This is a genomic window from Profundibacterium mesophilum KAUST100406-0324, assembly GCF_009835145.1.
Lineage (GTDB): Bacteria > Pseudomonadota > Alphaproteobacteria > Rhodobacterales > Rhodobacteraceae > Profundibacterium > Profundibacterium mesophilum.
In genome coordinates this window covers 112,739-139,239 of the sequence record NZ_APKE01000035.1, presented here as the reverse complement: position 1 = coordinate 139,239, position 26,501 = coordinate 112,739, and the positions used below count along the sequence as shown (strand labels likewise).

Genomic DNA, 26,501 nt, shown 5'->3' with positions numbered 1-26,501 from the left:
AGCATGGCAACGATCATCCTCTTCGCCCCCTTGCTGGGCGCGCTGATCTGCGGCTTCGCCTGGCGCGTGATCGGCGAGAAGGCCGCCCAATGGACCGCGACCGGTCTGCTTATGCTTTCGGCATTCCTGTCCTGGATCGTGTTCTTCACCCTCGATACCGAGATTGAGCATATCCAGATTCTGCGCTGGATCGAGAGTGGCTCGCTGAGCACCGACTGGGCGATCCGGCTCGACCGGCTAACGGCGATCATGCTGATCGTCATCACCACCGTCTCCAGCCTCGTGCATCTCTACAGCTTCGGCTACATGGCGCATGACGAGAATTTCCGCCCCGGAGAGAGCTACCGGCCGCGCTTCTTTGCCTACCTGTCCTTCTTCACCTTCGCGATGCTGATGCTGGTGACGGCGGACAACCTGGTGCAGATGTTCTTCGGCTGGGAAGGCGTCGGCGTCGCCTCCTACCTGCTGATCGGCTTCTATTACCGCAAGCCTTCGGCGAACGCGGCGGCAATCAAGGCCTTCGTGGTCAACCGTGTCGGCGATTTCGGCTTCGCCCTCGGCATCTTCGCGCTCTTCTTCCTCGTGGATTCGATCAGCTTCGACGTGATCTTCGCGGCGGCTCCGCAGATCGCGCAAACCGAGCTCGAATTCCTCTGGACCGAGTGGAACGCGGCCGAGGTCGTGGCTTTCCTTCTCTTCGTGGGCGCGATGGGCAAGTCGGCGCAGCTGCTGCTGCACACCTGGCTGCCGGACGCGATGGAGGGCCCGACCCCGGTCTCGGCGCTCATCCATGCCGCGACGATGGTCACAGCCGGCGTCTTTCTGGTGGTGCGCATGTCGCCGCTGATGGAATTCGCGCCGAACGCGACGGCCTTCATCACCGTGCTCGGGGCGACCACCGCATTCTTCGCCGCGACCGTCGGTCTGGTGCAGACGGACATCAAGCGTGTCATCGCCTATTCGACCTGCTCGCAGCTCGGCTACATGTTCGTCGCCGCCGGCGTGGGCGTCTATTCGGCTGCGATGTTCCACCTCCTGACGCATGCCTTCTTCAAGGCGATGCTGTTCCTTGGTGCAGGCTCGGTCATCCACGGGATGCATCACGAGCAGGACATGCGGAACTATGGCGGCCTGCGAAAGAAGATGCCTTATACCTTCTGGGCGATGATGATCGGAACCCTGGCCATCACCGGTGTCGGCATCCCGCTGACCGGGATCGGCTTTGCGGGCTTCCTGAGCAAGGACGCGATCATCGAGAGCGCCTGGGGCGCGATGTCCGGGCCGGGCGCATATGCCTTCTGGCTGCTGGTCATCTCCGCGATGTTCACCAGCTTCTACAGCTGGCGCCTCATGTTCCTCACCTTCTACGGCACGCCGCGCGGCAACAAGAAAGCGCATGCCAGTGCGCATGAAAGCCCGACCGTCATGCTCGTCCCGCTGGGGGTTCTGGCGATCGGCGCGATCTTCTCGGGCATGGTCTGGTCGGGTGCCTTCTTCGGCTCGCACGAGCAGGTTAACCGCTTCTTCGGTATCGAAGCTGTGCATGGCGAGCAGAGCGCCGGCGCCCATGGCGAAGCGGCTGGCGGTGATGATCACGGCGAAGACGCGCAAGCGGCGCTCGGCGTCGCGCCGGGCGAGGATCATGGCGCCGGCGCATCGGCCGCCGTGGCGGAACTCGCCGAGGGCGATGTCGAAGCCGCACTCGGCGCCGTGGCCGAGCCGGCACAGACCGCGACCGATCACGCCAGCGCCGAAGACGCGCATGGCGCGGCGGCAGAGGGCTGGACGGGCAGCGGCGCGATCTACATGGCGCCCGGCAATGATGTGCTCGATGCGGCGCACCACGCGCCGCTCCCCGTAAAGATCGCCCCGTTCATCGCGATGCTCCTGGGCTTCGTGGGCGCATACGTGATGTATATCCGCCGCCCCGACCTTCCGGGCAAGATCGCAGAGAACCAGCGGCCGCTTTACCTCTTCCTGCTCAACAAGTGGTATTTCGACGAGCTCTACGACGTTCTCATCGTGCGCCCCGTCAAGGCGCTCGGCGGCCTCCTGTGGCGGCGCGGCGATGGCAAGATCATCGATGGCGGGATCAACGGCCTTGCGCTCGGAATCATTCCCTTTCTCGCCCGCCTCGCTGGCAGGGCGCAGAGCGGCTACCTCTTTCACTACGCCTTCGCGATGGTGCTCGGCATCGCGATCCTCATCACCTGGATGACGCTCAGCGGAGGGGCGCACTAAATGGACAGTCTGCTCTCGATCGTCACCTTCATCCCGCTGGTGGGCGCCGCGATCCTCGCGCTGTTCCTGCGCGGCGATGACGATGCCGCGCGCGCGAATGCCAAGTGGCTGGCGCTGATCGCGACCAGCGCCAGTTTCGTGCTGTCGCTCTTCATCCTCGCGGGCTTCGACGCGGCCGATACGGGCTTCCAGTTCGTCGAGGAGGCGGAGTGGATCCTCGGCCTCAACTACAAGATGGGCGTCGACGGGATCAGCGTGCTCTTCGTCATGCTGACCACCTTCCTGATGCCGCTCGTCATCCTGAGCTGCTGGGACGTGAAGGTCCGGGTCAAGGAATACATGATCGCCTTCCTCGTGCTCGAAACCTTGATGCTGGGCGTGTTCATGGCGCTGGACCTCGTTCTCTTCTACCTCTTCTTCGAGGCGGGCCTGATCCCGATGTTCCTCATCATCGGTATCTGGGGCGGCAAGGAGCGCATCTACGCCGCGTTCAAGTTCTTCCTCTACACCTTCCTCGGCTCGGTCCTGATGTTGGTGGCGATGATCGCCATGTATGTCGACGCGGGAACGACCGACATTCCGGCCCTGCTGGCGCACAGCTTCGCAAGCGACGGCTTCACGCTCTTCGGCCTGCACGTGGCCGGCGGCCTGCAGACGATCCTGTGGCTTGCCTTCTTCGCCAGTTTCGCGGTCAAGATGCCGATGTGGCCCGTCCATACCTGGCTTCCCGATGCACATGTTCAGGCGCCGACCGCGGGCTCCGTCGTGCTGGCGGCGATCTTGCTGAAGCTCGGCGGCTACGGCTTCCTCCGCTTCAGCCTGCCGATGTTCCCCGTCGCCTCCGACCTGCTCGCACCGCTCGTTCTGTGGCTGAGCGCGATCGCCATCGTCTACACCTCGCTCGTGGCCCTCGCGCAGACGGACATGAAAAAGCTGATCGCCTACAGCTCCATCGCGCATATGGGCTATGTCACGGCCGGTATCTTCACCGCGACGCAGCAGGGGATCGACGGCGCGATCTTCCAGATGATCAGCCACGGCTTCATCTCCGGCGCGCTCTTCCTGTGCGTCGGCGTGATCTATGACCGGATGCATACGCGTGACATCGATGCCTATGGCGGCCTCGTGAACAGGATGCCGGCCTATGCCGCGGTCTTCCTGCTCTTCACCATGGCCAATGTCGGGCTGCCCGGCACGTCCGGCTTCGTGGGCGAGTTCCTGACCCTGATGGGCATGTTCCAGGTCAACACCTGGGTCGCATCGGTCGCGACGCTCGGCGTGATCCTCTCGGCGGCCTACGCGCTCTGGCTCTACCGCCGCGTGGTGCTTGGCGACCTGATCAAGGAATCTCTCAAATCCATCACCGACATGACCGCCCGCGAGCGCTGGATCTTCGCGCCCCTCGCGGTCATGACCATCCTTCTGGGTGTCTATCCCAGCCTTGTCACCGACAGGATCGGCCCCTCCGTCTCCGCCTTGCTGAACGAGGTTCGCACCGCGCAGGCCGAGGCCGAGGCCACCACTGTCGCCCAAGCCCACGAGTGAGCGCATGACCTCTGCTGATTTCTCGACCGTCCTGCCGGAATTCGTCCTCGCCTTCTACGCGCTCGTCGCGCTGCTCGGCGCGGTCTATACCGGCAAGGACGAACACGGGCCGCTCCTGACATGGCTGACGGGCGGCGTCTTCGTGCTGCTCGCCGCATGGATCGGTTTCTCGGGGCAGAACGACCTCGCGGCCTTCGGTGGCTCGTTCAAGGATGACGGCTTCTCGCGGTTCGCGAAGGTCACGATCCTGCTCAGCGCCGCCTCCATTCTGGTGATGAGCGAGGGCTACATGGCGCGGCGCGGCCTTCTGCGCTTCGAGTATCCGCTCCTCGTCGCCCTTGCCGTGGTCGGCATGATGGTCATGGTCAGCGCCGGCGATCTGATGGTCCTCTACATGGGGCTCGAGCTGCAATCGCTCGCGCTCTACGTGGTTGCCTCGCTGCGGCGTGACAGCGTGAAATCCACCGAGGCCGGCCTGAAGTATTTCGTCCTTGGCGCGCTCAGCTCGGGCCTGCTGCTCTACGGGGCATCGCTGACCTACGGCTTTGCCGGAACGACCCTTTTTGACGGGATCTTCCTTGCCGCTTCCGCGGGCGACATGCCGCTCGGCCTGCTCTTCGGTCTCGTCTTCATCGCCTCCGGCCTTGCCTTCAAGGTGTCGGCCGCGCCCTTCCACATGTGGACCCCGGATGTCTACGAGGGCTCGCCCACACCGGTCACGGCCGTCTTCGCCACCGCGCCGAAGGTCGCGGCCATGGCGCTCTTTGCCCGGGTCGTTCACGACGCTTTCGGCGGGATCGTCGGCGACTGGCAACAGATCGTGGCGCTGCTCTCCGTGGCCTCGATGTTCCTCGGCGCCATCGCGGCGATCGGGCAGACCGACATCAAGCGTCTGATGGCCTACAGCTCGATCAATCACATGGGCTTCGCGCTGATGGGCCTTGCGAGCGGCACGGCCTACGGCGTGCAGGCGATGCTGGTCTACATGGCAATCTACGTCACGATGAACATCGGTACCTTCGCCTTCATCCTCGGGATGGAGCGCGACGGCCGCCCGGTGGTGCGCATCTCCGCGCTGTCGATGTATTCGCGGCAGGAACCGCTGAAGGCGCTGGCGGTGCTGGTCTTGATGTTCTCAATGGCCGGCGTGCCGCCGCTTCTGGGCTTCTTCGGCAAGTTCTACGTGCTGAGCGCCGCCGTTCAGGCCGATCTCGGGTGGCTCGCCATCCTGGGGGTGATCGCCTCCGCGATCGCGGCTTTCTACTACCTGCGCATCATTTACCTGATGTATTTCGGCGCCGAGACCGAGGCGCTCGACACGGGCGGATCGCGGGTGCTGTGGGGCTTCCTGATGGCCTCGGCGGCGGCGATGGTTTTCGGCATCGTCAACCTCTTCGGGATCGAGGGAGCTGCCGCGTTGGCCGCTGCGACACTTGTCAACTGAGGGCGGTTTTCCGCGGGGCTACGAGCGGATCGTGCTCGACAGCGTCGACAGCACGAATGCCTATGCCGCGCGGATCGCGCCGGAGCTGGACCGGCCGACATGGATCATGGCGCATCGCCAGACGGCAGCGCGGGGCCGGCGGGGGCGCACCTGGGCGAGCCCCGATGGCAATTTCTCCGCAACGCTCGTGATGCGCCCCGGCGGCGTGCCCGGATGGGCCGCGCTGCGCTCCTTTCTCGCGGCGAACGCGCTTTTCGAGACCCTCGCCCTGGAGGTCGACCGCACGCGGCTGGCGACCAAGTGGCCCAATGACGTGCTGCTCGATGGAGGCAAGATCGCGGGCATCTTGCTTGAATCTGCAGGCAGTGGGGGCCAGGTCGATTGGCTGGCCATCGGGATCGGCGTCAATCTCGCGCAGGCCCCCGTCGCCGAGCCGGACGCCGCTTTCCCGCCGGTGTCGCTGACGGGGCAGGGCGGGAGCAACATCGCGCCGGAGGCCTTCCTCGCCCGGTTGGCCGATCACTACGCGACCGAGGAGGCCATCCTCGAGCGGCTGGGCTTCGAGCCGATCCGGGAAAAATGGCTCCGTGCCGCCGCCCGTCTCGGCGAGACGATCAGCGCGCGCACCGGTGATGGGGTGATCGAGGGCATCTTCCGCACCATCGATCCTGCCGGGCAGTTGATACTCGACTGCGCCGACGGTCCGCGTTCCATCGCGGCCGCCGACGTGTTCTTCTGAGGGGGACCCGATGCTGCTCGCCATCGATTGCGGAAACACCAATACCGTCTTCTCCATCTGGAACGGGCGCGAGTTTCTCGCGACCTGGCGCACGGCGACCGACTGGAACCGCACGGCGGATCAGTATTACGTCTGGCTCTCCACGCTGATGACCCTTCAGAAGATCGACGCCGAGATCGACGAGGTGGTGATCAGCAGCACCGTACCGCGGGTCGTGTTCAACCTGCGTGTCCTGTGCAGCCGCTATTTCGATTGCCGTCCGCTTGTCGTGGGCAAACCCGAATGCCGGCTGCCGGTCGATATCCGGGTGGATAGCGGCGCGCAGGTGGGACCGGACCGGCTGGTCAATACCGTCGGCGGCTTCGATCTGCATGGGGGCAACCTGGTGATCGTGGATTTCGGCACGGCCACGACCTTCGATGTCGTCGCCGAGGATGGCGCCTATATCGGGGGCGTGATCTCGCCGGGGGTCAACCTGTCGCTGCAGGCGCTGCACGAAGCGGCCGCGGCCTTGCCCAATGTCGACGTGACCCAGCCCGAGAAGGTCATCGGCACCAATACGGTCGCCTGCATGCAGTCCGGGATTTTCTGGGGCTATGTCGGGCTGATCGACGGGATCGTGAACCGCATCCGCCGGGAGCTTGGCCGCGACATCAAGGTCGTCGGCACGGGCGGGCTTGCCCCTTTGTTCCAGCAGGGCGAAGACCTATTTGATTCTTTCGAAGATAACCTGACGATGCACGGCCTGACCGTCATCAACGCCTATAACAAGGATACAAGCCACATATGAACAGCGAACGGCTGATTTACCTCCCCCTCGGCGGCGCCGGTGAGATCGGGATGAACTGCTATGTCTACGGATATGGCGCGCCCGGAGAGGAGCGGCTGATCGTGGTCGATCTTGGCGTGACCTTTCCCGACATGGACAGCACCCCTGGCGTCGATTTGATCTTTCCCGACATCGCATGGCTCGAGGAGCGTGCCGACCGGATCGAGGGGATCTTCATCACCCACGCGCATGAGGACCATGTCGGTGCCGTCGGGCATCTTTGGTCGCGTCTGCGCGCGCCGGTCCATGCGCGCGTCTTCACTGCCCATCACGCAAGGCGCAAGATGGAGGAGCAGGGCGGCGATCCCAAGGCGGTCGTGGTGGCGAATGTCTGGCCCGACACCGTCGAGGCCGGGCCTTTCAAGGTGGGCTTCCTGCCGGTCTCCCACTCGATCCCCGAAAGCTCGGGACTGGTGATCGACACGCCCGCAGGACGGGTGATCCACACCGGTGACTTCAAGATCGACATGGCGCCCGGTGTCGGCGAGCCATTCGACCGCGAGCTCTGGGCAAGCGTGTCGAAGCAGGGGGTTCTCGCACTCGTCTGCGATTCGACCAATGTCTTCTCGAGCCACGAGGGACGGTCCGAATCCTCCGTCGGCCCCGAAATCCGCCGCCTCGTCGCCGAGCAGGAAGGCATGGTCGTCGCGACCACCTTCGCCAGCAACGTGGCGCGGGTGAAGACCCTCGCTGAGGCCGGCATCGCCGCAGGACGCTCGGTCTGCCTTCTGGGCCGGGCGATGCGCCGGATGATCGAGGCATCCGTCTCGACAGGCGTGCTGAGCGATTTTCCCACGACCGTCAGCCCCGAGGAAGCGCGCGAGATCCCGCGCGACGACCTGATGCTGATCGTGACCGGCAGCCAGGGCGAGCGCCGTGCGGCCAGCGCGCAGCTTTCCCGCGGCAAGTATCTCGGACTGAAGCTCTCGGATGGCGATACGTTCCTTTTTTCGTCGAAGACTATCCCGGGCAACGAGCGCGGTGTGATCCGCATCATGAACGCCTTCTCCGAGATGGGCGTCGATGTGGTCGATGACGATGATGGCCGCTACCACGTCTCGGGCCATGCCAACCGGCCCGACCTCAAGGCGATGCACGAACTGGTGCGCCCGCAAGCGGTGATCCCGATGCATGGCGAGCACCGGCACCTGCGCGAGCATGTGAAGCTTGCCAAGTCGCTCGGCCGCACCGCTGTTCTGGCACCGAACGGCACCTGTGTGTCGCTGTCCGGGAACAAGCCCGAAGTGGTCGATTTCGTCGAGACGGGCCGGACCTATCTCGACGGGGCGGTGCAGATCGGTGCGATGGACGGCGTCGTGCGCGACCGGATCCGGATGGCGCTCAACGGTCATGTCATCGTGACCCTGATCATGGACGAGGACGACACGCCCCTCGGCGATCCCTGGGTCGAGCTCATGGGCCTGCCGGAGACCGGCCGGTCCGGCACGGCCCTGACCGATGTGCTCGAGGCGGATCTCGCGCAGATGCTCGGCCGGGCCAATGACAAGACGCTGATCGACGATGACAAGCTCGACGAGGCCTTGCGGCGCACCGCGCGGCAAAGCTGCCTCAACGAGATCGGGCGCAAGCCCGAGGTTTCGGTGGTCGTCAGCCGGCTGAGCTGAACCGGCCGACAAGATGGGCCCCGCGAAACGGGCCCCGGTAGATGGCGATGTGCGGCAGGACCGCGCATCGCCCGACCGGCGGATGAAGTGGCGGTTGCGCCGCCTCATCCGCCGAGTTCAGCGACGCGTTATTCCGAGCAGAGATAGACCGCGCCGCCCACTGCCACGAGCGAGACGCTCGCCGCCGCGATGACCGCCGGCGCGGAAAGCGCGGCCCCGGCACCGGATGCCGCGGACCCCAGCGCACCCAGGATATAGCTCGACGATCCCTTCAGGATGGCCGCGCCGGAGCTGTGCAGCACGGCGTCCATGTCGCTGCCATCGGGATCGGGTTCCGGGCCGCGCGACAGGTCGATGGCCTTGACCGCCGTGTTGATCGCGGCCGTTTTGGCGCCATTAACCCGCTCGCAGGCGGTCTTGGCACAGCGCCCCCGGGCCCCGCGCTCACCCGGAACGAGCAGCCATCCCTGTTCGGGGTCCTCGGCAAGGCAATAGCCGGCGACCTCATCCTCGGGAACGGTCTGCGCGAGCGAGCGGATCAGGATTTCAGGACCGCATTCGGGGTAGTCGCCCTTCAGCGCGTCGAGCTTGCGCGAGGGCCAGCCAAGGGCACGGCGGGCGAGCGAGGCCTTGGGGACCTCGTCGCCGAGCAAGTCCCGGTCGATGACGATTTCCTGCGCGTTCACATGCGCGAGGCAGAGCTGTTCGGCGGACACGCCGCCGCTTGCCGCCCCGGTCAACAGGGCGGCGGCCGCGATGATTCTGATCATGTTCGATCTCTTCGAGTAACTGAACCTGTCAGCTAGCCTGCCGCTCTTCGAAGCTCTTTGCAATGAAGCTCGGAAGATGATCGCCCATTCCCACGACGACTTCGCCGCCGCGCTGGCGATCGTTGCGGCCTTGGCGCGGCTGCTCGTTGCCCGATTGCTGACCTTGCGACTTGTCGCGGCCACGATCGGAGCGGCTTCCCTTGCCGCGCGCCGGACGCTTTTGCTCGGGCGCCTCATCGGCCTGCGCGGCGGGTGCCGGCTCAGGCGCGGCCTCGGCGGTTTCCCGTGCGGGCGCCTTGGGGGCCGCGTCATCCTGAACGCCTTGTGCGGTCTCTGTTGCGGGGGGCGTCTCGGCAGGAGCGCCCGGGGCGTCGACCGGTGCCGTTTCGGATGGGGCCTCGCCGCTCCTGGCGCTGGACGCGCTGTCCTTCGGCTTCCGGCGCGAGCGGGTGCGCTTGGGCTGCTCGCCGCTCTCCGGGCTCTCCTCCGCGGGACGTGCCGGCGCTTCGGGATCGGCGGCGGCGCTTTGGCCCAGCGGGTTGTCGATCCGCGGGATTTCCTTCTCGATCAGCCGCTCGACATCCTCGAGGTTCTTCTCGTCGGAGGTGGAGCAGATCATGATCGCCTTGCCGTCACGCCCGGCGCGTCCCGTACGCCCGATGCGGTGCACGTAATCCTCGGCATGGCCCGGAACGTCGAAATTGAACACATGGCTCACCGCGGGCACGTCGAGCCCGCGCGCCGCGACGTCGGAGGCGACGAGGAAGCGCAGCTTGCCTTCGCGGAAGCCCTCAAGGGTGCGCGTGCGCTGCGACTGTTCCAGATCCCCGTGGATGGGCGCGGCGTCATATCCGTTCTTCGTGAGGCTCTTGGCCACCACGTCCACGTCGACCTTGCGGTTGCAGAAGATGATCGCGTTGCTGCAGGCGTCGCCCTCGGCATCGATGAGCGCGCGCAGTACCTTGCGCTTCTCCGAAGCGGAGCGGTCCTTGCGGCTGGCGCGGAACATCACGACGCCCTGGGTGATCGTCTCGGACGCGGTGGCCTGGCGTGCGACCTCGATCTTCTCGGGATTGCTCAGGAAGGTATTGGTGATCCGCTCGATCTCGGGCGCCATGGTGGCGGAGAAGAAAAGCGTCTGCCGGGTGAAGGGCGTGAGCGAGAAGATGCGCTCGATATCGGGGATGAACCCCATGTCCAGCATCCGGTCCGCCTCGTCGACGACCATCACCTGCACCCCGGTCAGCAGCAGCTTGCCGCGCTCGAAATGATCGAGCAGACGGCCGGGCGTCGCGATCAGCACGTCGACACCCTTGTCGATCAGCGCGTCCTGCTCCTTGAAGGAGACGCCCCCGATCAGCAGCGCCTTGGTCAGCTTGGTATACTTGGCATAGGTGTCGAAGTTCTCGGCGACCTGCGCGGCAAGCTCGCGGGTCGGGGCCAGGACGAGGCTGCGCGGCATCCGTGCCCGTGCGCGGCCGCGGCCGAGCATGTTGATCATCGGCAGGGTGAAGCTCGCGGTCTTGCCGGTCCCGGTCTGCGCGATGCCCAGCACGTCGCGCCCGTCGAGCGCGGCGGGAATGGCGCCGGCCTGTATGGGGGTCGGGGTTTCGTACCCGGCTTCTTCGATGGCTTTGAGGACTTTGGCGTCCAGGTTCAGGTCGCTGAATTTGGTCATTGTGATCCGTTGGTTCACGGACCCTCTTGCGGCCCGCGCATCTGATGGGGACATGGCCCGGATGGCCGCCAATGCTGGCTCTCCCCGATAGGACCCGTCGTTACTGGATATCTTGGACGTGGTCAACGCGGTGCTGCGGCGGGCTCTCGATATGTTGTAACGCGTGCCTGCCGAGGCTTCGGACGCTGCGGCCCGTCATGCGGTGGCGCGTACCGCGCGGCGGCGCAACCCGGCCGCCACCGCGAATGCGCCGAGGAGGAGCGGCATCGAGGCGGGCAGCGGCACCGGCGCGATATCGGCCACCTCGTAGCGCAGTGACATGCTGCCCTCGAAGAGGCTCGGGGTCGCGATGGAGAACGGCTGGCCGAGACCGTTCGAGAAGGTCAGACCGGCGAGGGTCAGGGCGCCCGCAACGAGGCCGCTGCCGGTGAAATCCGACAAATCGCGCATCTCGATATTGCCGCGCAGGAGCGTGTTCATGCCGGGCAAGGCAAGTGTGGGGGTCGAGATCTGCGCCATCGGTCCATAAGCGCCGCTTCCCCGCAGCTCGGAGCGATAGAGGGGAAGGCCCGTATCGGTGGGCAGGGGCATGAAGCTCGCCGCGGCGAAGGGCAGGCTCGTGCAGATCGCGCAGATCGGCATCCCGGCGGTGATGGTATAGCTCAGCACGGCACTTTCGAGCCGCCCGGGGCCGTCATGACGCGCGAAGGGGGCCAGCTCATGCGCGAAGCCGGTGACCGGCCCGATCTCCTGCGTCTGGATGTAGGTTTTCGCCAATGCCGTCGAAGCGGCCGCCGCGGCCCCGATCGCGAAGGCGAGTGCCATGATGAGTGACTTCATTCCAGCTCTCCCGAATTGTCCTGCGAAAGCAGTGGCAGAGCTCGGCTGACCTGTCATCTTTCGGACGCATTCTGCCCCGAAAACGCCGTTATACAGCGGCGATTGGCACCGATCGGTGGCCAATCGCCGAAGTTTCAGACCATCATTTCCTTCGTCGCGTTCAGGGTCAGCTCGGGGTGATCGCGCTCGATGCGGTCGATGTCCCATTGCAGGCGCGTAAGGTAGACGACGTCGCCGTCATTATCCTCGGCGATATGGCCCTTGTTGACGTTGACGAACTTGTCGATCGCCGCCTGCGGTCCGGTAACCCAGCGCGCCGAGGTGAACTGCGATGGCTCGAAGCGCACCGGCAGGCCGTATTCCAGCTCGATCCGGCTGGCCAGAACCTCGAATTGCAGCTGCCCGACCACGCCCACGATGAAGCCGGAGGACAGCATCGGCTTGAAGACCTTCGCAGCCCCCTCCTCGGAGAACTGCATCAACGCCTTTTCCAGATGCTTGGCCTTCATCGGATCACCCGCCCGGCAAGTCTGCAGCAGCTCGGGCGCGAAGGAGGGGATGCCGGTGACGCGCAGCGCCTCGCCCTCGGTCAGCGTGTCGCCGATCCTGAGCTGGCCGTGGTTCGGGATGCCCATGATGTCGCCCGCCCATGCCTCCTCGGCAAGCTCGCGGTCGGAGGCCAGGAACAGCACGGGGTTGGAGATCGCCATGGGCTTCTTGCTGCGCACATGGGTCAGCTTCATGCCGCGCTTGAAATGCCCCGAGGCCATGCGCACGAAGGCCACCCGGTCGCGGTGCTTGGGGTCCATGTTGGCCTGCACCTTGAAGACGAAGCCCGAAACCTTGGTCTCGTCGGGCGAGATCTGGCGCGGCGTGGCCGATTGCGGCTGCGGCTCGGGGCCGTAGCGGCCGATCCCGTCCATCAACTCCTTGACGCCGAAGCTGTTGATCGCGCTGCCGAACCAGATCGGCGTCAGCGTGCCCTCGAGGAGCGCCTTGCGATCGAAGGGCGGCAGCAGCTCGCGCGCCATCTCCACTTCTTCGCGCAGCTGCGCAAGCAGATCCTGCGGCACATGCTCGGCCATCTTGGGATCGTCGAGCCCGTCGAGGCGGACCGTCTTCGCCACCTTGTTGCGGTCCGCGCGGTCCATCAGTTCGAGCCGGTCATTCAGCATGTCGTAGCAACCGATGAAATCGCGCCCCACGCCGATCGGCCAGGAGGCGGGGGTCACGTCGATCGCGAGGTTCTCCTGGATCTCGTCGATGATATCGAAGGTGTCCCGGCTCTCGCGGTCCATCTTGTTGCAGAATGTCATGATCGGCAGATCGCGCAGGCGGCAGACCTCGAAGAGCTTTTGCGTCTGGCTCTCCACGCCCTTGGCGCCGTCGATCACCATCACCGCCGCATCCACGGCCGTCAGCGTGCGATAGGTGTCCTCGGAGAAGTCCGAATGGCCAGGCGTGTCGACGAGGTTGAACCTGTAGCCGTCGAAATCGAAGGACATGGCCGAGGCGGAGACGGAGATGCCGCGATCCTTCTCCATCTGCATGAAGTCCGAGCGCGTGCGCCGTGCCTCGCCCTTGGCGCGCACCTGTCCGGCCATCTGGATGGCCCCGCCATAGAGAAGGAACTTCTCGGTCAGCGTGGTCTTGCCCGCATCGGGATGCGAGATGATGGCGAAGGTCCGGCGCCGCGCGATCTCGGGCGGCAGGACGGGCGAATTGGAAGAATGATCCAGCATCCGCAGGATATAGGCCAGCGCGCCGATGCGCGCAATCGGCTCGCTTGTCGTCATCCCGGCGCTATGTCACGCTCCTCGCCAGCTGTGTTCACAAGAAAGGAAACACGATGTCCGACCGGTTGATGGCCGTTGCGAATGCGCTCGTCTCGGCCTGCCGCAACAATGAAAGCTGTCTCGACACGCTCTACGCCGAAGATGCGGTCTCGGTCGAGGCGGCCGCAGCCGAGGGCCAGCCGCGCATCCGGAACGGACGCGATGCGATCCGCGCCAAGCATGAATGGTGGAGCGAGACTTTCGAGACCCATTCGAACAGTGTCGACGGACCCTATCCACATGGCGACGACCGCTTCGCCGTCGTCTTCCAGAGCGATACGAGCAATCGCGCGACCGGCGAGCGCGTCAGCCACCGCGAGATTGCCGTCTATCATGTGCAGGACGGCCTGATCTGCCGCGAGGAGTTCTTCTACCAAGCCTAGCCGGTTCAGCGCACCGCTCAAGGACGCCGCGTCGAAATGGCGGTGGCTTAGTGGGAAATTAACCTTGGCGGCCCGATCATCCGTGGCAATTGCACTGGCCGGAGGTCACATCTTGCGCGGTTTTACTCTCCTGTTGTCGCTTCTTTTACTGCTCATGGGCTGCGGGGGCGGCGCGTCATCCGCGCTCGGCGGCGGCACCGGCGCCGGAGAGGGTGACGGCAACTCGGGCGGGCAGGGTGATGGGACGGATGGCGACACCGGCTCGGGGCAGGCATCGACCTCCCTGAGCTATGCCGAGCGCTCGGCGGCGCAGGGCGCCCTGCTTGCCGACTTCCATGCGCAGACCGGGGGCACGGCGACCGCGGCCGGACGGCGCCCGATGGCGGGCCAGGCGATCCACCGCGGGTTTGCCGACATCACCCTTTCCGGCGGCCCCTCGGCGCAGAGCATGAACGGCGATCTCGACATGGTGGTTAATTTCGGACAGGGGACCCTGATCGGCAGCATTACGACCCTGCGCCGCAGCGATGATGTCCCGCTCGGCGGCACGCTCTACGTTCGCGATGGTCAGATGGGGGCAGGCGGGGGCGGCACCATCAGCGGCCGGCTCGAAGGCACCTTGACCGAGGCACGCGGCGCGCTCGATTTCGACGCCGCCGTCAGCGGCGATTTCTACGGCCCATCCGCCGAGTTCACTCGCGGCACCATCGCGGGTTCCGTGCAAAGCGGCGCAGGTTCGCTGAGCGCCGAGGGCAACTTCCTCGCGGGACGCTAGGCAGGGCGGGTCGGCGCGCCGGCGGCTTCGGGGTCAGCCCGTGGATGCGGCCCGCAGCAGGCTCGCGGCATTCGCACGATCGAGGCTCTTGCGCGACAGCTCGGTCCTGCCGGGCGCCCTCTCGGACAGTTGCGGCGGGTAGGCGAGGCGCAGATCGGCCGGAAGCATCTGCCGGGTACGGGTGTCGATCATCAGGCTTTCGGCGGCGATGCCTTCGGCGAAGATGAGCTCGTGCCGATCGAAAAGGATCTGGAAATAATCGACGAAGCCGCCATCGGTCCGCGTGATCGTGTCACCGTCGATGAGGTATTTCGCCTTCACCAGAATCTCGGCGGCACCGGCCTTCGCGCGGTCCTGTCTTTGATAGACGAAGAGGCGGTGATTGGGGCTGACGATGAGCGCGTTCTCGTTGTGAAGGACACCCTTGTTGATGCGGATCGGGGCCAGATCGCCCACGGCGCGCACCGTATGATGCCCGATCCAGCGGACCTTCTGCGCGCCGTGATCGCGCGTCAGGACACTGTCCCCCGGGGTGATCCGCTCGATCGGGATCTGCCGCCCCGAGGCCATGGTGATATGCGTTCCGCGCGTGAAGGAGACGCAGGCCAGTTCGGCAAGACGCGCCGGCGCGCCGTCTCGGTCGATGGCGACAAGGGAATATTCGCGTTTCGGCCTGAGCCGGGCGAGCGGATAGACATAGACCTCCGCGATCAGGGAGGAGGCGCCATCGAGTTCGACGAGGATGAGGGCCTCCACGGTGGCACCATCGGGGGTCATGAATGTCGCGCAGCAATCGAGATGCAGCGGGGCGCCCACCCGGCCCAGATCGCTGCCCGCAGCGATCGCGAGCGGCGCGTCGCCCCGTGCGCCCGCAACGCCGAGCCGTCCGCCGTGCCGACGTGCCGACAGCATGTAGACATCGCCGAGCGACAGCTCGAATGCCGGGCCGATCGGATCACCCAGATTCGCGCCATCGATCGCAACGAAGCCCGCAGCGCGCAGCACCGCAAGGCTATATGCCGGATCCTGGTCGATCTGACGTTCGAAACTCATCTGGCTCTTCGCTCCCGCGATGATCGGTCAGGACGTCGACCGACGAATACGCAACCGCTTCCCCAACGTCGTCCGCATGCCCCGCGATCACCCGGCTGTAGCAGCCGAGGACGCGCCGTCCGTGGCCAGACGCCGGATGCATCGACCAGGTCCGGGGGGGGGGGCGCTATGCCCGGCCGCGGCCCGCCTCCGCCATGCCGTTCTGGCATAATCCGTGCGGCCGAGAATATGAAACTTGCCATTTCGGCACAACTGCTTGGCGGCACGCGCCACCATTCGAGGCGCCGCCTGTCACCTCATCGCATCTTAGCCGCAAATCCTTACCGAAAGGGACAGGTCATGCGGTTCTTCCCGGCATGCGGCGCGGCTGGTATTGCGGAACCTGACCGGACACCGTGTTCGGAACAGCAGGGAGAGAAGCGAATGGATCTGGGGATCAGGGGGCGGCGTGCGCTGGTGACGGCATCGTCCAAGGGCCTGGGGCTCGGCTGCGCGCGGGCGCTTGCCGAGGCCGGCGTCGATCTGGTGATGAATGCGCGCGGCAGCGACGCGCTCGAGGCGGCGGCGGCGCAGATACGCGGCACGTTCGGCGTGTCGGTCGAGACCGTCGCCTGCGATGTGACGACATCCGAAGGCCAGCGCGCGGTGCTCGATGCGGCTGGCGATATCGACATTCTCGTGACCAATGCGGGCGGACCTCCTCCGGGGATGTGGACAGACTGGTCGCGCGACGATTTCATCGCCGCCCTGGATGCAAACATGCTGACCCCGATCGGGCTGATGAAGGCGAGCCTGCCCGGCATGATGGAGCGCGGATGGGGCAGGGTGGTGAACATCACCTCCGTCTCCGTCAAATCGCCCATCCCGGCCCTAGGATTGTCGAACAGCGCCCGCGCGGGCCTGACCGGCTATGTCGCGGGAACGGCGCGGCAGGTGGCGCCGCATGGCGTGACGATCAACAACCTGCTGCCCGGCATCCATGCGACCGACCGGGCCATCTCGCTCGACAAGGGGGTCAGCGCGCAGCAGGGGATCGACATTGCCGAGGCGCAGGCGCGCCGCGAGGCCACCATCCCGGCCCGCCGCTACGGCACCCCGTCCGAGTTCGGCGCCACCTGTGCATTCATGTGCTCGGTCCATGCCGGTTTCATGGTCGGGCAGAACGTCCTGCTCGACGGGGGCGCGGTCAACGCAACCCTGTAAGGCATGACGGGCGCGCACGTTTGCGTGCGCGCCGAAAGCTGCGCTGTGCAGGGGACATTCGGCCTGCTACCTGCTGAAAGGCCAATTCTTCGGGAGGACTCTCATGCTCGTGATCGCCATTTTCGCCGGGACGGCGCTCGTCGTCGCGCTCAGCCTGGTCGCCGCGCCGCGCCGCGCCTCGGTGGAGGGTTTCTTCGGCGGAACGGATGCGCAGGGTCATGCGCCGGGCCTTTGGACACTCGCGCTCAGCCAGGTCACGACCTGGATCTTCGCCCGCTCGCTGATGAATTCCGCCATCCTCGGCTACTATTACGGCATCGCCGGCACCCTGGCGTATGCCGCCTACTACCTGTCCTTCCTGACCGGCGGCGCGATCGTCGGCCGGCTGCGAGCCGATGGCGCGCAATCGGTGCAGGACTGGCTGGGGCGCCGTTTCGGCGCGGTCGGCACAAGCTGCTACAACCTGGTGATCGCCCTACGCCTGCTGAGCGAGGTTTTCGCCAACCTGCTCGTGGTCGGGCTGATCTTTGCCGCGGTCCTTCCCGGAACGCCCTGGGCCGGCATGGCGGCCATCCTCGCCGTGGCTGCGCTTGGCCTGGCCTATTCGGCCTGGGGCGGGCTGACGGCGGCGCTGCGCACGGACGTGATGCAGATGCTCCTCTTTCTCGCCGCCTTCGCCTTCGCGCTCGGTTGGCTGGTGACGGCGCCGGGCTTCGATCCGGTTGCCGTTCTGACAGCGCCGGGCACCGCCGGAGGCTATAATGGCTGGATTTTGCTGGCCGTTGCCGCGTTGCAGGTCTTCTCCTATCCCGCGCATGACCCGGTCATGATGGATCGCGGCTTCATCGCCGATCCGGCCACGACCCGGCGCTCCTTCATCCATGCCTTCTGGATCTCGGCCCTGTGCATCATCGGTTTCGGCTTCTTCGGGATCCAGGCGAGCATCGTCGGCGCCGCCTATGAGGGTGAGCTTCTCGGGACATGGTCGGGCATGTTCCCGCCCTGGGTCTTCGCCCTTCTGCTCGTATCGCTGCTGATCTCGGCACTCTCCACCCTCGACAGCGCCCTCGCATCGGCCGCCCGCCTGACGGTCGAGGAGTTCCGGATCGCACCGCGCAGCCTGTCGGGCGGGCGCGCGGCGATGATCGTTTTCATGCTCGGCGGGGTCGCGCTGACCCTGTGGGGCAACGCCTCGCTCTTCGATGCGGTCGCGGTGAGCGGCACGGCCTCGATGTTCCTGGCACCGGTCCTGGCGGTCGGGCTCTTTGCACGGCGGCGCATTGCCCGCTGGTCCTATCTGATCGCGTTCGCGAGTGCGATGATCGGGGCGATCATGTATTTCCTGCGCGACTGGGGCGCCGTTGCCGCCCTCCTGCCCGATGCGCATAAATACGAACAACTCCTGTTGATCTGCTTGGGCGTGCTCGCCGCCGGGTTCGCGGCCGTCCTGGCCGGCGCGCGGCAGGGGGAGGCCGCGCCGCGGCATTGAGAGATGCGAACGCGCCCCGCCGCGGGCTGGGTAAAGGCGGGCAGGGTTGAAGCGGGCGGGGGTGACTGCTAGGTCGCTCCTGCCCGGACAGCTGCGTCCGGATGCGAGCCGAAGGTCACGCAAGTTGAGCATTCCCCCAAGATTGGCGGTCAAGGGACTGACCCGCAGCTATGGCGGCCGAACGGTGGTCGATGATGTGAGCTTCTCGGTGGAGCCCGGCCACATCACCTGCCTTCTCGGCCCCTCGGGCTGCGGGAAATCGACGACGCTGCGCATGATCGCCGGGGTCGAGATGCAGGATAGCGGCACCATCCATGTCGACGGCAAGCTGATCTGTGACACCCATACGAGGGTGCCGCCCGAGAAGCGCTCCATCGGACTGATGTTTCAGGATTTCGCGCTTTTCCCACATCTGTCGGTGGCCGACAACGTCGCCTTCGGCCTCAAGGGCCGCAAGGCACAGAAGCGCAGCCGGGTCGAGGAGCTCCTGGCCCGTGTCGATCTCGCCCGCTATATCGACGCGTTCCCGCATGCGCTCTCCGGCGGCGAGCAGCAGCGCGTCGCCCTCGCGCGTGCCCTCGCGCCGCGCCCCAGGATCATGCTTATGGACGAGCCCTTCTCGGGGCTCGACAACCGTCTGCGCGACGGGATCCGCGACGAGACGCTTTCGATCCTGAAGGAGGAGGGCACCGCCGTCCTCCTGGTCACCCATGAGCCGGAAGAGGCGATGCGCATGGCCGACGAGATCGCGCTCATGCGGGCGGGAAAGATCGTCCAGTTCGGCGCGCCCTACAACGTCTACAACGCGCCCGTCGACAAGGCGGCTGCGGCCTTCTTCAGCGATATCAACGTTATCCGGGGCACGGTGCGCGGCGCGCTCACGCAGACCGCCTTCGGGCAGTTCCTCGCGCCGGGTCTGCCGGACGGAACCTGCGTGGATATCGTGATCCGGCCCCAGCATGTCAGGATCGATTTCGACCGGGCCGGGCGCGGCCCCCTTCCCACGCCCGAGGATGGCACGCCCGCCCGCGCCGTGGTGACCCGCTCGCGTTTCATCGGCAAGGAAAGTCTCGTCGAGTTCGCGCTCGACTACGATGGCTCCGCGATGAGCGCCACGGTGCCGTCCGTCTTCCTGCCCAAGCCCGGCACGCCGCTTTGGCTGATGATCCGGCGCGGCCGCTGCTTCGTCTTTCCCGATCGCGGCGAGACGCTCACTCCAGGGTGATGTCCGCCGCAAGGCTGCAGCGCAGGACCAGCCGCGCATTGGGCAGATCGTTTCCCTCGAGCTTGGCGCGCGCCGCGCATTCGTCGTAGCCGTGCTGTTCCCAGCGCGCGCACAGGCGGCGCTCGATCTCGTCCCGGGGTGGGGCGAGCCGGATGCTCAGGGACCACAGGCCGGCAAGGTCGCGCCAACCCGGCCGGTCCAGAAGCAGGTAGTTGCCCTCGACGATGACGAGTTCGCACTGCGCGGGGATCTCACCCGCGCCGGCGATCGCGATCTCGCGCGCGCGGTCGAAGACGGGGTGGATGACCTCCCCCCCGGCATGGATTGCCTCGAGGCATCGACGCAAACCGGCAAGGTCGAACGTCTCGGGTGCGCCCTTGCGGGCGCGCAGGCCGCGCCGTTCGAGAATCGCGTCGTCGAGATGGAAGCCGTCCATCGGCAGGACCGAGGCGACGCGCCCTTTATCCGCAAGTGCGCGGGTGATCCGCTCGGCGCGGTATGACTTGCCGGCGGCGGGCGGCCCGGCCAGCGCGACGAGGTGGCGCCGCCCGGGGGGAAGCGCCGCGATCCGCGCGGCGAGATCCGTCACTGCACGACCTGGTCGGGGGCGTCACGCGCGCCGGTCATGAAGGCGACGGCGTCGGACATCGTGTAATCCTCCGGGCGGATGACGCAGAGCCGCTTGCCGAGGCGGTGAATATGGATGCGATCGGCCAGCTCGAAGACATGTGGCATGTTGTGGCTGATCAACAAGATGGGAATGCCGCGCGACCTGACATCCTGGATCAGCTCGAGCACCCTGCGGCTCTCCTTCACACCCAGCGCGGCGGTCGGCTCGTCGAGGATGATGACCTTGGAGCCGAAGGCCGCCGCACGGGCCACGGCCACGCCCTGCCGCTGTCCGCCGGAGAGGGTCTCGACCGCCTGGTTGATATTCTGGATCGTCATCAGGCCCAGCTCTGAGAGCTTGTCACGCGCGAAGGCCTCCATCGCCCCGCGATCGAGCTGGCGCAGCCATTTGCCGCGAAAGCCCGGCTTGCGCAGCTCGCGGCCCATGAACATGTTGTCCGTGATCGACAGGGCCGGAGACATCGCAAGCTGCTGATAGACGGTTTCGATGCCGTGGCTGCGCGCGTCGAGCGGCGAGGCGAAGCGCATCTTCCGCCCCTCGAGGAAAACCTCGCCTGCATCCGGGACCACTGCGCCGGACACTGCCTTGATGAGGCTGGACTTGCCGGCGCCGTTATCGCCGATCACCGCGAGGATCTCGCCCGGGTAGAGCTCGAAGTCGCAATGATCGAGGGCAGTGACGCGGCCATAACGCTTCACCAGGTTGCGGCCCTGCAAGATCGGCTCCATCACACCGTCACCTTTCTGATCCACTGGTCCACGGCCACCGCCCCGATGATCAGCACGCCGATCAACAGATAAGTCCATTGCGCATCCGCTCCGAGGAGCCTCAGCCCCAGCGTGAAGACGCCCACGATCAGCGCACCGAAGAGGGTGCCCAGGATCGAGCCGCGCCCACCGAAAAGGGAGATGCCGCCGATCACGACCGCCGTGATGCTCTCGATGTTGCCAAGCTGTCCCGAGGTTGGCGAGACCGAGCCGATCCGCCCGATGAGGGCCCAGCCCGCGAAGGCGCAGATCAGACCCGACAACATGTAGACCGACATCAGCACCCGGTTCACCTGCACGCCCGAGAGCTGCGCCGCTTCGATGTCGTCGCCCACCGCATAGACATGCCGGCCCCAGGCGGTCTGGCGCAGCGCGTAGGCCAGGAGTGCCACGAGCGCGACCATGAAGACGACCCCCACCGTGAAGACGGCACCGCCGATCTGGAACTTGGCGCCGAAGATCTGCAGCAGTGGCGCCGCCGCCTCGATATCCTGCGCGCGGATGGTTTCGTTGCGCGAATAGAGGAAGTTCGCGGCGAGAACGATCTGCCACATGCCCAGCGTCACGATGAAGGGCGGCAGTTTCACGCGCGCGACGAGCCAGCCGTTGACCGCGCCGATCGCCGTGCCGACCAGCAGACCGGCAAGAACGGCGATCGCCGGAGGCAGGCCGTAGCGGAACGTCACCTGTCCCATGACGACCGAGCTGAGCACCATGATCGCCCCGACGCTGAGGTCGATGCCGGCGGTCAGGATCACAAGGCTCTGCGCGGCGGCGAGGATGCCGACGATCTGCACCTGCTGCAAGATGAGGGTCAGCGCGAAGGGAGAGAAGAACTTGGCCCCCAGCAGGATCCCGAAAATGGCGATCGAAAGCAGCAGGACGACCAGGGGCACGAGGCTCGGTGTCTGGTGCAGCGCATGCTGGATCTTGTGAATGAGGCCGGTCCGGTGATCCTCGAACTCGGCGAGGCGATCGGTTTCCCTGTTCAGCGCGGATTCGTAATCCTGCGCCGCCGCGGCACGCTCGCTCATGGGCTCCCCCCTCTGGCTGGTCGGCCGGCCATGTATCGCACGGCCCGCCGGCTTGCGGCCGGAAACACCACCCTGGCGTCCCCGGCCGCGGTTCGGCGAGGCTTCAGCCCCAGCACAGCTCCTTGCCTTCGTCGACGGAGATCGAACCGACCCCATCGACCGGCTGATCGGTCACGAGCGCCACGCCGGTATCGAAGAAGGACTTGCCCTCGGTCGGCTGGGGGAGGGTCTCGTCCTTGGCATATTGCGCGATCGCCTCGACCCCGAGCGAGGCCATTTTCAGCGGATATTGCTGCGACGTCGCCCCGATGACCCCATCGGCCACGTTCTGCACGCCGGGGCAGCCGCCATCGACGGAAACGATCAGCACGTCATTCTCGCGGCCGAAACTCTTCAGCGCCTCGTAGGCCCCGGCAGCCGCGGGTTCGTTGATGGTGTAGACCACGTTGATATCCTGGTCCTTGGCAAGGAGGTTCTCCATCGCCTTGCGGCCGCCTTCCTCGTTGCCGGCGGTCACGTCATTGCCCACGATCCGGTCGTCGCTCTCGTCGCCGATCACGTTGGGATCGCCCAGCTCGATGCCGAACCCCTCAAGGAAACCCTGGTCGCGCAGCACATCGACCGAAGGCTGGCTGACCGAAAGGTCGAGCATGGCGATCCTGGCGTTCTGTGCGTCGTCGCCGAGCTTGGCCCGCGCCCATTCCCCGATCAGCTTGCCGGCGAGGAAATTGTCGGTGGCGAAAGTCGCATCCGCGGCGTCGGCGGGCTGCAACGGCGTATCGAGCGCGATCACGAGGAGACCGGCATCGCGGGCCTGCTGCACGGCGGAGACGATGGAGGACGTGTCCGATGCGGTCAGCAGGATGCCGCTCGCGCCGTCGGCGATGCAGGTCTCGATCGCCTGCACCTGCGTTTCATGATCGCCGTCGACCTTGCCGGCATAGGTCTTGAGCGCGATGCCGAGCTCTTCGGCCTTGGCCTGCGCGCCTTCCTTCATCTTCACGAAGAAGGGGTTCGTATCGGTCTTGGTGATCAGGCAGGCGCTTGTCTGCATATGCGCCTCGGCGAAGGCCATCGTGCTCGAGGCGATCAGCGCGAGCGCGGTTCCGGAAATCAGTTTGGTCATATCGGTCCTCCCCATTATGTCTGGAGCGACTCTGCACCCTAGCCTGACCATGCAGCCCCGGGTCCCGACCCGCCCTCGCCGATCAGATAGTCACCGAATTCCTTTAGCGTCAACATTCCACCTATGCGGGAGTCGCCGGCCGCGCGGTGTCCCGGCGTCCGGCGCCGGATCATCCGGTGCCGCGCCGGCTGTCAGAACAGCGAGGCGATCAACGATCCGACAGGCGCGAGCGTGTCGAGAGCGGCGGTCAGGCCCTGCGTGGCCGGCACGGTGATTTGCGCGAGGGCAGGTGCCGCCGCGAGGCTCGAGAAGCCGATCCCGGCGCCGGTGATCCCCATCGCGCGCGCGCTGACGGTGACCGAGCCGCCGCGCAACAGGCTGTAGACCATCATTCCCGCGCCGACAGGCGCGCAAATTGCAACCAGGAGCGCGTTCAGCGCGTAGAGCGCGACCTTCTCGCCCCATGCCCCCAGGCGCGCCGGATCACGCTCGGGCGAGGCCGGGGAGGCGCCAAGCTCGCGGCGCAGATCGCGCATCGCGCGCTCGCCATCCTCCGCGCCCTCCCCGGACAGGGCGACCTTCGCCCGCGGAGCCGGCAGCGCGGCGCGCGGCATGTCGGTCACCTCCGGAAGCTGCCGCATGGCACGGCGCACCCGCTGCGGCTCGATCTCCGTCTCCATCTGCTCTGCCGTGACATATGTCCGGCCCTTGTGTTTCCACACGACACGGTCGGCCTGCCGAAGCGCGAGGAGCTGCCGCACCACGGCGGTGCAGGCCGCGAACCTTGCCGCGGCCATGCTGCGCGGATGGCCGGCCCCGACGAGGCTGGCGGCGGCGACACGCAGGCTGGAGGCGTCGGTGGCGCAGCGGCGCAGGGTCACGATGAGGCTGCCGGAGATGAATTGCAGCTCATCGTCCTGGGTCGTCCCGATGACATCGAAGCGGGCGCCGCGCGTGGCCAGCCGGGCCTCGAGGGGGCCTGCGATACGGGCCATGTCGAGCGATATCGGCGCGGCGTATTCGACGCGGGCCGTTGTCTCTTCGTAACGTGCAGTCATTTGCGTGTCCGCCATTCGATCCGTTAACCTTTGGATGGCGGCCAATTGCGGACAGATTTCGGCATGAAGCGGCCATGATTGCGGTGATCGTGGCCCAATGCGGACAATTATGCGCGAACCTTGCGCTTTTACGAGGCCACCATGCCTCGATGGACATACGGACCCGCACCGATGGCCCGCGCCCATATCGCGAAAGGGCGCCCCGTGGGACGCCCTTTCCAAACAATCTGCCGTGACCGCGGGCGATCAGCAGCTGTAATACATCTTGAACTCGACCGGGTGCGGCGTGTGCTCGTAGGCGTAGATCTCTTCCCACTTCAGATCCATGTAGCCGCGGATCTGGTCGCGGGTGAACACGTCGCCGGCCACGAGGAAGTCCATGTCCTTCTCGAGTTCTTCCATCGCCTCGCGCAGGCTGCCGCAGACGGTCGGGATGCCGGCCAGCTCTTCGGCGGGAAGGTCGTAGAGGTCCTTGTCCATCGCCTCGCCGGGGTGGATCTTGTTCTTGATCCCGTCGATGCCGGCCATCAGCAGCGCCGCGAAGCACAGGTAGGGGTTGGCGGCCGGATCGGGGAAGCGGGCCTCGACGCGCTTGCCCTTGGGGGATTCGGACCACGGGATACGGACGCAGCCCGAGCGGTTGCGCGCCGAATAGGCCCGCAGCACGGGCGCCTCGAAGCCGGGGATCAGGCGCTTGTAGCTGTTGGTCGAGGGGTTGGTGAAGGCGTTGAGTGCCTTGGCGTGCTTGAGGATGCCGCCGATGAAGAACAGCGCCTCGTCGGAGAGATCGGCATACTTGTCGCCGGCGAAGACAGGCTTGCCATCCTTCCAGATCGACATGTTCACGTGCATCCCCGAGCCGTTATCGCCGGAAATCGGCTTGGGCATGAAGGTCGCGGACTTGCCATAGGCATGGGCCACGTTGTGGATGACGTACTTGTATTTCTGGAGGTTGTCGGCCTGCTCGGTGAGCGTGCCGAAGATCATGCCAAGCTCGTGCTGGCAGGAGGCGACCTCGTGATGGTGCTTGTCGACCTTGATGCCCATCCGCTTCATGGTGGAGAGCATCTCGCCGCGGATGTCCTGGCCGTCATCGATCGGGTTGACCGGGAAATAGCCGCCCTTGATGCCGGGACGGTGACCCATGTTGCCCATCTCGTACTCGGTATCCGAGTTCCAGGCGCCGTCATTGGCGTCCACTTGGTAGGAGACCTTGTTCGAGGTCACGGCAAAGCGCACGTCGTCGAACAGGAAGAACTCGGCCTCGGGTCCCATGTAGGCGACATCACCGATGCCGGTGGACTTGAGGTATTCCTCCGCATTGCGGGCGGTCGCGCGCGGGTCGCGGTCATAACGCTCGTTGGTGTCGGGCTCGAGCACGGTGCAATGCACGGCCAGCGTCTTCTCGGCGTAGAAGGGATCGAGATAGGCGGAGCTGGGATCGGGCATTAGCTTCATGTCCGACTGCTCGATCGACTTCCATCCGGCGATCGACGATCCGTCGAACATGAAGCCCTCGTCGAGGAAATCCTCGTCCACGAGATCGGCGACCACGGTGACATGCTGCAGCTTGCCGCGCGGGTCGGTGAAACGGACGTCGACATATTCGACATCCTCGTCCTTGATCAACTTAAGCAGGTCAGATTTGCTCATGGGTATCCAGTCCCCTCGGGTTTGATATTCATTCGCGGGCCTTCGGGCCCGGCTCTGCCGCCGGTCGGACCGGGCGGCGGATCGTCGTCATTCCTTCGCCCTCGCGCGGGCATCCGTGGCTCAGAGCGCGTCCGAGCCCGTCTCGCCGGTCCGGATGCGGATCGCCTGCTCCACCGGAGAGACGAAGATCTTGCCGTCGCCGATCTTGTCGGTCTTGGCAGCGGCCACGATCGCCTCGATGGCGCCCTCGACCTGGTTGTCGTCGAGAACCACCTCGATCTTCACCTTCGGAAGGAAATCGACGACGTATTCGGCACCGCGGTACAGCTCGGTATGGCCCTTCTGACGGCCGAAGCCCTTGACCTCCAGCACGCTGAGACCCTGGACGCCGACATCCTGGAGCGCTTCCTTGACCTCGTCGAGCTTGAAGGGCTTGATGATCGCCTCGATCTTTTTCATGGTTCGCCAACTCCTTCAGGTGCGTCTACCGGCTCAGACCATCTCCCGGCTCGGGGCTCAATCGCAAGACCCGTCTCGATCGGGCCGGCTCAAGGGAAA

The 26,501-nt window shown here is 65.9% G+C and carries 23 protein-coding genes; 11 read left to right on the top strand and 12 right to left on the bottom strand.

Features of this window, described 5'->3' with window-relative positions; genetic code table 11:
• Positions 1-3: 3 nt before the first annotated feature.
• Genes nuoL through PMES_RS14460 form a run of 6 tightly spaced genes read left to right on the top strand, consistent with a single transcriptional unit; the run spans position 4 to position 8,423 of the window.
• The gene (nuoL, locus tag PMES_RS14485; RefSeq protein ID WP_159966439.1) at positions 4-2,241 is read left to right on the top strand and encodes an NADH-quinone oxidoreductase subunit L; all 2,238 of its coding nucleotides are present in this window, start codon (positions 4-6) and stop codon (positions 2,239-2,241) included.
• Entirely contained in the window at positions 2,242-3,786 is a 1,545-nt protein-coding gene (locus PMES_RS14480; protein ID WP_159966438.1) for an NADH-quinone oxidoreductase subunit M, read from the top strand. It abuts the gene before it with no gap.
• Positions 3,787-3,790: 4 nt separating this feature from the next.
• Complete coding sequence (gene nuoN / locus PMES_RS14475; RefSeq protein WP_159966437.1) at positions 3,791-5,230, top strand: NADH-quinone oxidoreductase subunit NuoN; 1,440 nt, start codon at positions 3,791-3,793, stop codon at positions 5,228-5,230.
• A complete protein-coding gene (locus tag PMES_RS14470; RefSeq protein ID WP_159966436.1) occupies positions 5,220-5,969 on the top strand; it encodes a biotin--[acetyl-CoA-carboxylase] ligase in 750 nt (249 codons plus the stop codon). Before nuoN ends, PMES_RS14470 begins: the two co-directional genes overlap by 11 nt.
• 10 nt (positions 5,970-5,979) lie before the next feature.
• A complete protein-coding gene (locus PMES_RS14465; RefSeq protein ID WP_159966435.1) occupies positions 5,980-6,759 on the top strand; it encodes a type III pantothenate kinase in 780 nt (259 codons plus the stop codon).
• Positions 6,756-8,423: a ribonuclease J gene (locus tag PMES_RS14460; protein WP_159966434.1), complete on the top strand. Its 1,668-nt coding sequence runs from the start codon at positions 6,756-6,758 to the stop codon at positions 8,421-8,423. The genes PMES_RS14465 and PMES_RS14460 overlap by 4 nt, the downstream gene beginning before the upstream one ends.
• Positions 8,424-8,551: 128 nt before the next feature.
• Here the strand turns inward: PMES_RS14460 and PMES_RS14455 are convergent, their stop codons facing one another.
• The 4 genes from PMES_RS14455 to PMES_RS14440 form a co-directional block, all read right to left on the bottom strand.
• Positions 8,552-9,193 carry a hypothetical protein gene (locus tag PMES_RS14455; protein ID WP_159966433.1) on the bottom strand — a complete coding sequence of 214 codons (642 nt, stop codon included), beginning with the start codon at positions 9,191-9,193 and terminating at the stop codon, positions 8,552-8,554.
• Between the two features lie 28 nt (positions 9,194-9,221).
• Positions 9,222-10,871 (bottom strand): DEAD/DEAH box helicase, encoded by a 1,650-nt coding sequence (locus PMES_RS14450; protein ID WP_159966432.1) that lies wholly within the window; start codon positions 10,869-10,871, stop codon positions 9,222-9,224.
• 195 nt (positions 10,872-11,066) lie between these two features.
• Positions 11,067-11,711: a VPLPA-CTERM sorting domain-containing protein gene (locus PMES_RS14445; RefSeq protein ID WP_159966431.1), complete on the bottom strand. Its 645-nt coding sequence runs from the start codon at positions 11,709-11,711 to the stop codon at positions 11,067-11,069.
• Positions 11,712-11,845: 134 nt separating this feature from the next.
• A complete protein-coding gene (locus PMES_RS14440) occupies positions 11,846-13,453 on the bottom strand; it encodes a peptide chain release factor 3 (protein WP_159966473.1) in 1,608 nt (535 codons plus the stop codon).
• Between the two features lie 107 nt (positions 13,454-13,560).
• On the opposite strand from PMES_RS14440, the gene PMES_RS14435 reads away from it, so the two are divergent.
• Both PMES_RS14435 and PMES_RS14430 read left to right on the top strand, forming a co-directional pair.
• A complete protein-coding gene (locus PMES_RS14435; RefSeq protein WP_159966430.1) occupies positions 13,561-13,929 on the top strand; it encodes a nuclear transport factor 2 family protein in 369 nt (122 codons plus the stop codon).
• A 112-nt stretch (positions 13,930-14,041) separates the two neighbouring features.
• A complete protein-coding gene (locus PMES_RS14430; protein ID WP_159966429.1) occupies positions 14,042-14,704 on the top strand; it encodes a hypothetical protein in 663 nt (220 codons plus the stop codon).
• A 33-nt stretch (positions 14,705-14,737) separates the two neighbouring features.
• Here PMES_RS14430 and PMES_RS14425 read toward each other — a convergent pair whose 3' ends face one another.
• Positions 14,738-15,757: a Hint domain-containing protein gene (locus PMES_RS14425; RefSeq protein WP_159966428.1), complete on the bottom strand. Its 1,020-nt coding sequence runs from the start codon at positions 15,755-15,757 to the stop codon at positions 14,738-14,740.
• Positions 15,758-16,180: 423 nt separating this feature from the next.
• Here PMES_RS14425 and PMES_RS14420 point away from each other — a divergent pair, with 423 nt between their 5' ends.
• From PMES_RS14420 to PMES_RS14410, 3 genes are all read left to right on the top strand, one after another.
• Complete coding sequence (locus PMES_RS14420; RefSeq protein ID WP_159966427.1) at positions 16,181-16,960, top strand: SDR family oxidoreductase; 780 nt, start codon at positions 16,181-16,183, stop codon at positions 16,958-16,960.
• Between the two features lie 103 nt (positions 16,961-17,063).
• Positions 17,064-18,449 carry an SLC5/6 family protein gene (locus PMES_RS14415; protein WP_159966426.1) on the top strand — a complete coding sequence of 462 codons (1,386 nt, stop codon included), beginning with the start codon at positions 17,064-17,066 and terminating at the stop codon, positions 18,447-18,449.
• Positions 18,450-18,573: 124 nt separating this feature from the next.
• Positions 18,574-19,674: an ABC transporter ATP-binding protein gene (locus PMES_RS14410; RefSeq protein WP_159966425.1), complete on the top strand. Its 1,101-nt coding sequence runs from the start codon at positions 18,574-18,576 to the stop codon at positions 19,672-19,674.
• Here the strand turns inward: PMES_RS14410 and PMES_RS14405 are convergent.
• The 7 genes from PMES_RS14405 to PMES_RS14375 form a co-directional block, all read right to left on the bottom strand.
• Positions 19,661-20,263, bottom strand: a complete 603-nt coding sequence (locus PMES_RS14405) for a nucleoside/nucleotide kinase family protein (RefSeq protein WP_159966424.1) — start codon at positions 20,261-20,263, stop codon at positions 19,661-19,663. The two genes, PMES_RS14410 and PMES_RS14405, sit on opposite strands and share 14 nt — an antisense overlap.
• Positions 20,260-21,033, bottom strand: a complete 774-nt coding sequence (locus PMES_RS14400; RefSeq protein ID WP_159966472.1) for an ATP-binding cassette domain-containing protein — start codon at positions 21,031-21,033, stop codon at positions 20,260-20,262. Before PMES_RS14400 ends, PMES_RS14405 begins: the two co-directional genes overlap by 4 nt.
• The gene (locus tag PMES_RS14395) at positions 21,033-22,106 is read right to left on the bottom strand and encodes an ABC transporter permease (protein ID WP_159966423.1); all 1,074 of its coding nucleotides are present in this window, start codon (positions 22,104-22,106) and stop codon (positions 21,033-21,035) included. The genes PMES_RS14400 and PMES_RS14395 overlap by 1 nt, the downstream gene beginning before the upstream one ends.
• 103 nt (positions 22,107-22,209) lie before the next feature.
• Positions 22,210-23,232 (bottom strand): sugar ABC transporter substrate-binding protein, encoded by a 1,023-nt coding sequence (locus PMES_RS14390; RefSeq protein WP_159966422.1) that lies wholly within the window; start codon positions 23,230-23,232, stop codon positions 22,210-22,212.
• A 191-nt stretch (positions 23,233-23,423) separates the two neighbouring features.
• Positions 23,424-24,290 carry a hypothetical protein gene (locus tag PMES_RS14385; protein ID WP_159966421.1) on the bottom strand — a complete coding sequence of 289 codons (867 nt, stop codon included), beginning with the start codon at positions 24,288-24,290 and terminating at the stop codon, positions 23,424-23,426.
• A gap of 246 nt (positions 24,291-24,536) precedes the next feature.
• Positions 24,537-25,943, bottom strand: coding sequence for a type I glutamate--ammonia ligase (glnA, locus tag PMES_RS14380; protein ID WP_159966420.1), 1,407 nt, complete (start codon positions 25,941-25,943; stop codon positions 24,537-24,539).
• A 120-nt stretch (positions 25,944-26,063) separates the two neighbouring features.
• Entirely contained in the window at positions 26,064-26,402 is a 339-nt protein-coding gene (locus PMES_RS14375) for a P-II family nitrogen regulator (protein WP_159966419.1), read from the bottom strand.
• Positions 26,403-26,501 lie beyond the last annotated feature (99 nt).

Coding starts and splice junctions, on each gene's coding strand:
- nuoL (WP_159966439.1), top strand. CDS start 4: ATGGCAACGATCATCCTCTTCGCCCCCTTGCTGGGCGCGCTGATCTGC.
- PMES_RS14480 (WP_159966438.1), top strand. CDS start 2,242: ATGGACAGTCTGCTCTCGATCGTCACCTTCATCCCGCTGGTGGGCGCC.
- nuoN (WP_159966437.1), top strand. CDS start 3,791: ATGACCTCTGCTGATTTCTCGACCGTCCTGCCGGAATTCGTCCTCGCC.
- PMES_RS14465 (WP_159966435.1), top strand. CDS start 5,980: ATGCTGCTCGCCATCGATTGCGGAAACACCAATACCGTCTTCTCCATC.
- PMES_RS14460 (WP_159966434.1), top strand. CDS start 6,756: ATGAACAGCGAACGGCTGATTTACCTCCCCCTCGGCGGCGCCGGTGAG.
- PMES_RS14455 (WP_159966433.1), bottom strand. CDS start 9,193: ATGATCAGAATCATCGCGGCCGCCGCCCTGTTGACCGGGGCGGCAAGC.
- PMES_RS14450 (WP_159966432.1), bottom strand. CDS start 10,871: ATGACCAAATTCAGCGACCTGAACCTGGACGCCAAAGTCCTCAAAGCC.
- PMES_RS14445 (WP_159966431.1), bottom strand. CDS start 11,711: ATGAAGTCACTCATCATGGCACTCGCCTTCGCGATCGGGGCCGCGGCG.
- PMES_RS14440 (WP_159966473.1), bottom strand. CDS start 13,453: ATGCTGGATCATTCTTCCAATTCGCCCGTCCTGCCGCCCGAGATCGCG.
- PMES_RS14435 (WP_159966430.1), top strand. CDS start 13,561: ATGTCCGACCGGTTGATGGCCGTTGCGAATGCGCTCGTCTCGGCCTGC.
- PMES_RS14425 (WP_159966428.1), bottom strand. CDS start 15,757: ATGAGTTTCGAACGTCAGATCGACCAGGATCCGGCATATAGCCTTGCG.
- PMES_RS14420 (WP_159966427.1), top strand. CDS start 16,181: ATGGATCTGGGGATCAGGGGGCGGCGTGCGCTGGTGACGGCATCGTCC.
- PMES_RS14415 (WP_159966426.1), top strand. CDS start 17,064: ATGCTCGTGATCGCCATTTTCGCCGGGACGGCGCTCGTCGTCGCGCTC.
- PMES_RS14400 (WP_159966472.1), bottom strand. CDS start 21,033: ATGGAGCCGATCTTGCAGGGCCGCAACCTGGTGAAGCGTTATGGCCGC.
- PMES_RS14395 (WP_159966423.1), bottom strand. CDS start 22,106: ATGAGCGAGCGTGCCGCGGCGGCGCAGGATTACGAATCCGCGCTGAAC.
- PMES_RS14390 (WP_159966422.1), bottom strand. CDS start 23,232: ATGACCAAACTGATTTCCGGAACCGCGCTCGCGCTGATCGCCTCGAGC.
- PMES_RS14385 (WP_159966421.1), bottom strand. CDS start 24,290: ATGACTGCACGTTACGAAGAGACAACGGCCCGCGTCGAATACGCCGCG.
- glnA (WP_159966420.1), bottom strand. CDS start 25,943: ATGAGCAAATCTGACCTGCTTAAGTTGATCAAGGACGAGGATGTCGAA.
- PMES_RS14375 (WP_159966419.1), bottom strand. CDS start 26,402: ATGAAAAAGATCGAGGCGATCATCAAGCCCTTCAAGCTCGACGAGGTC.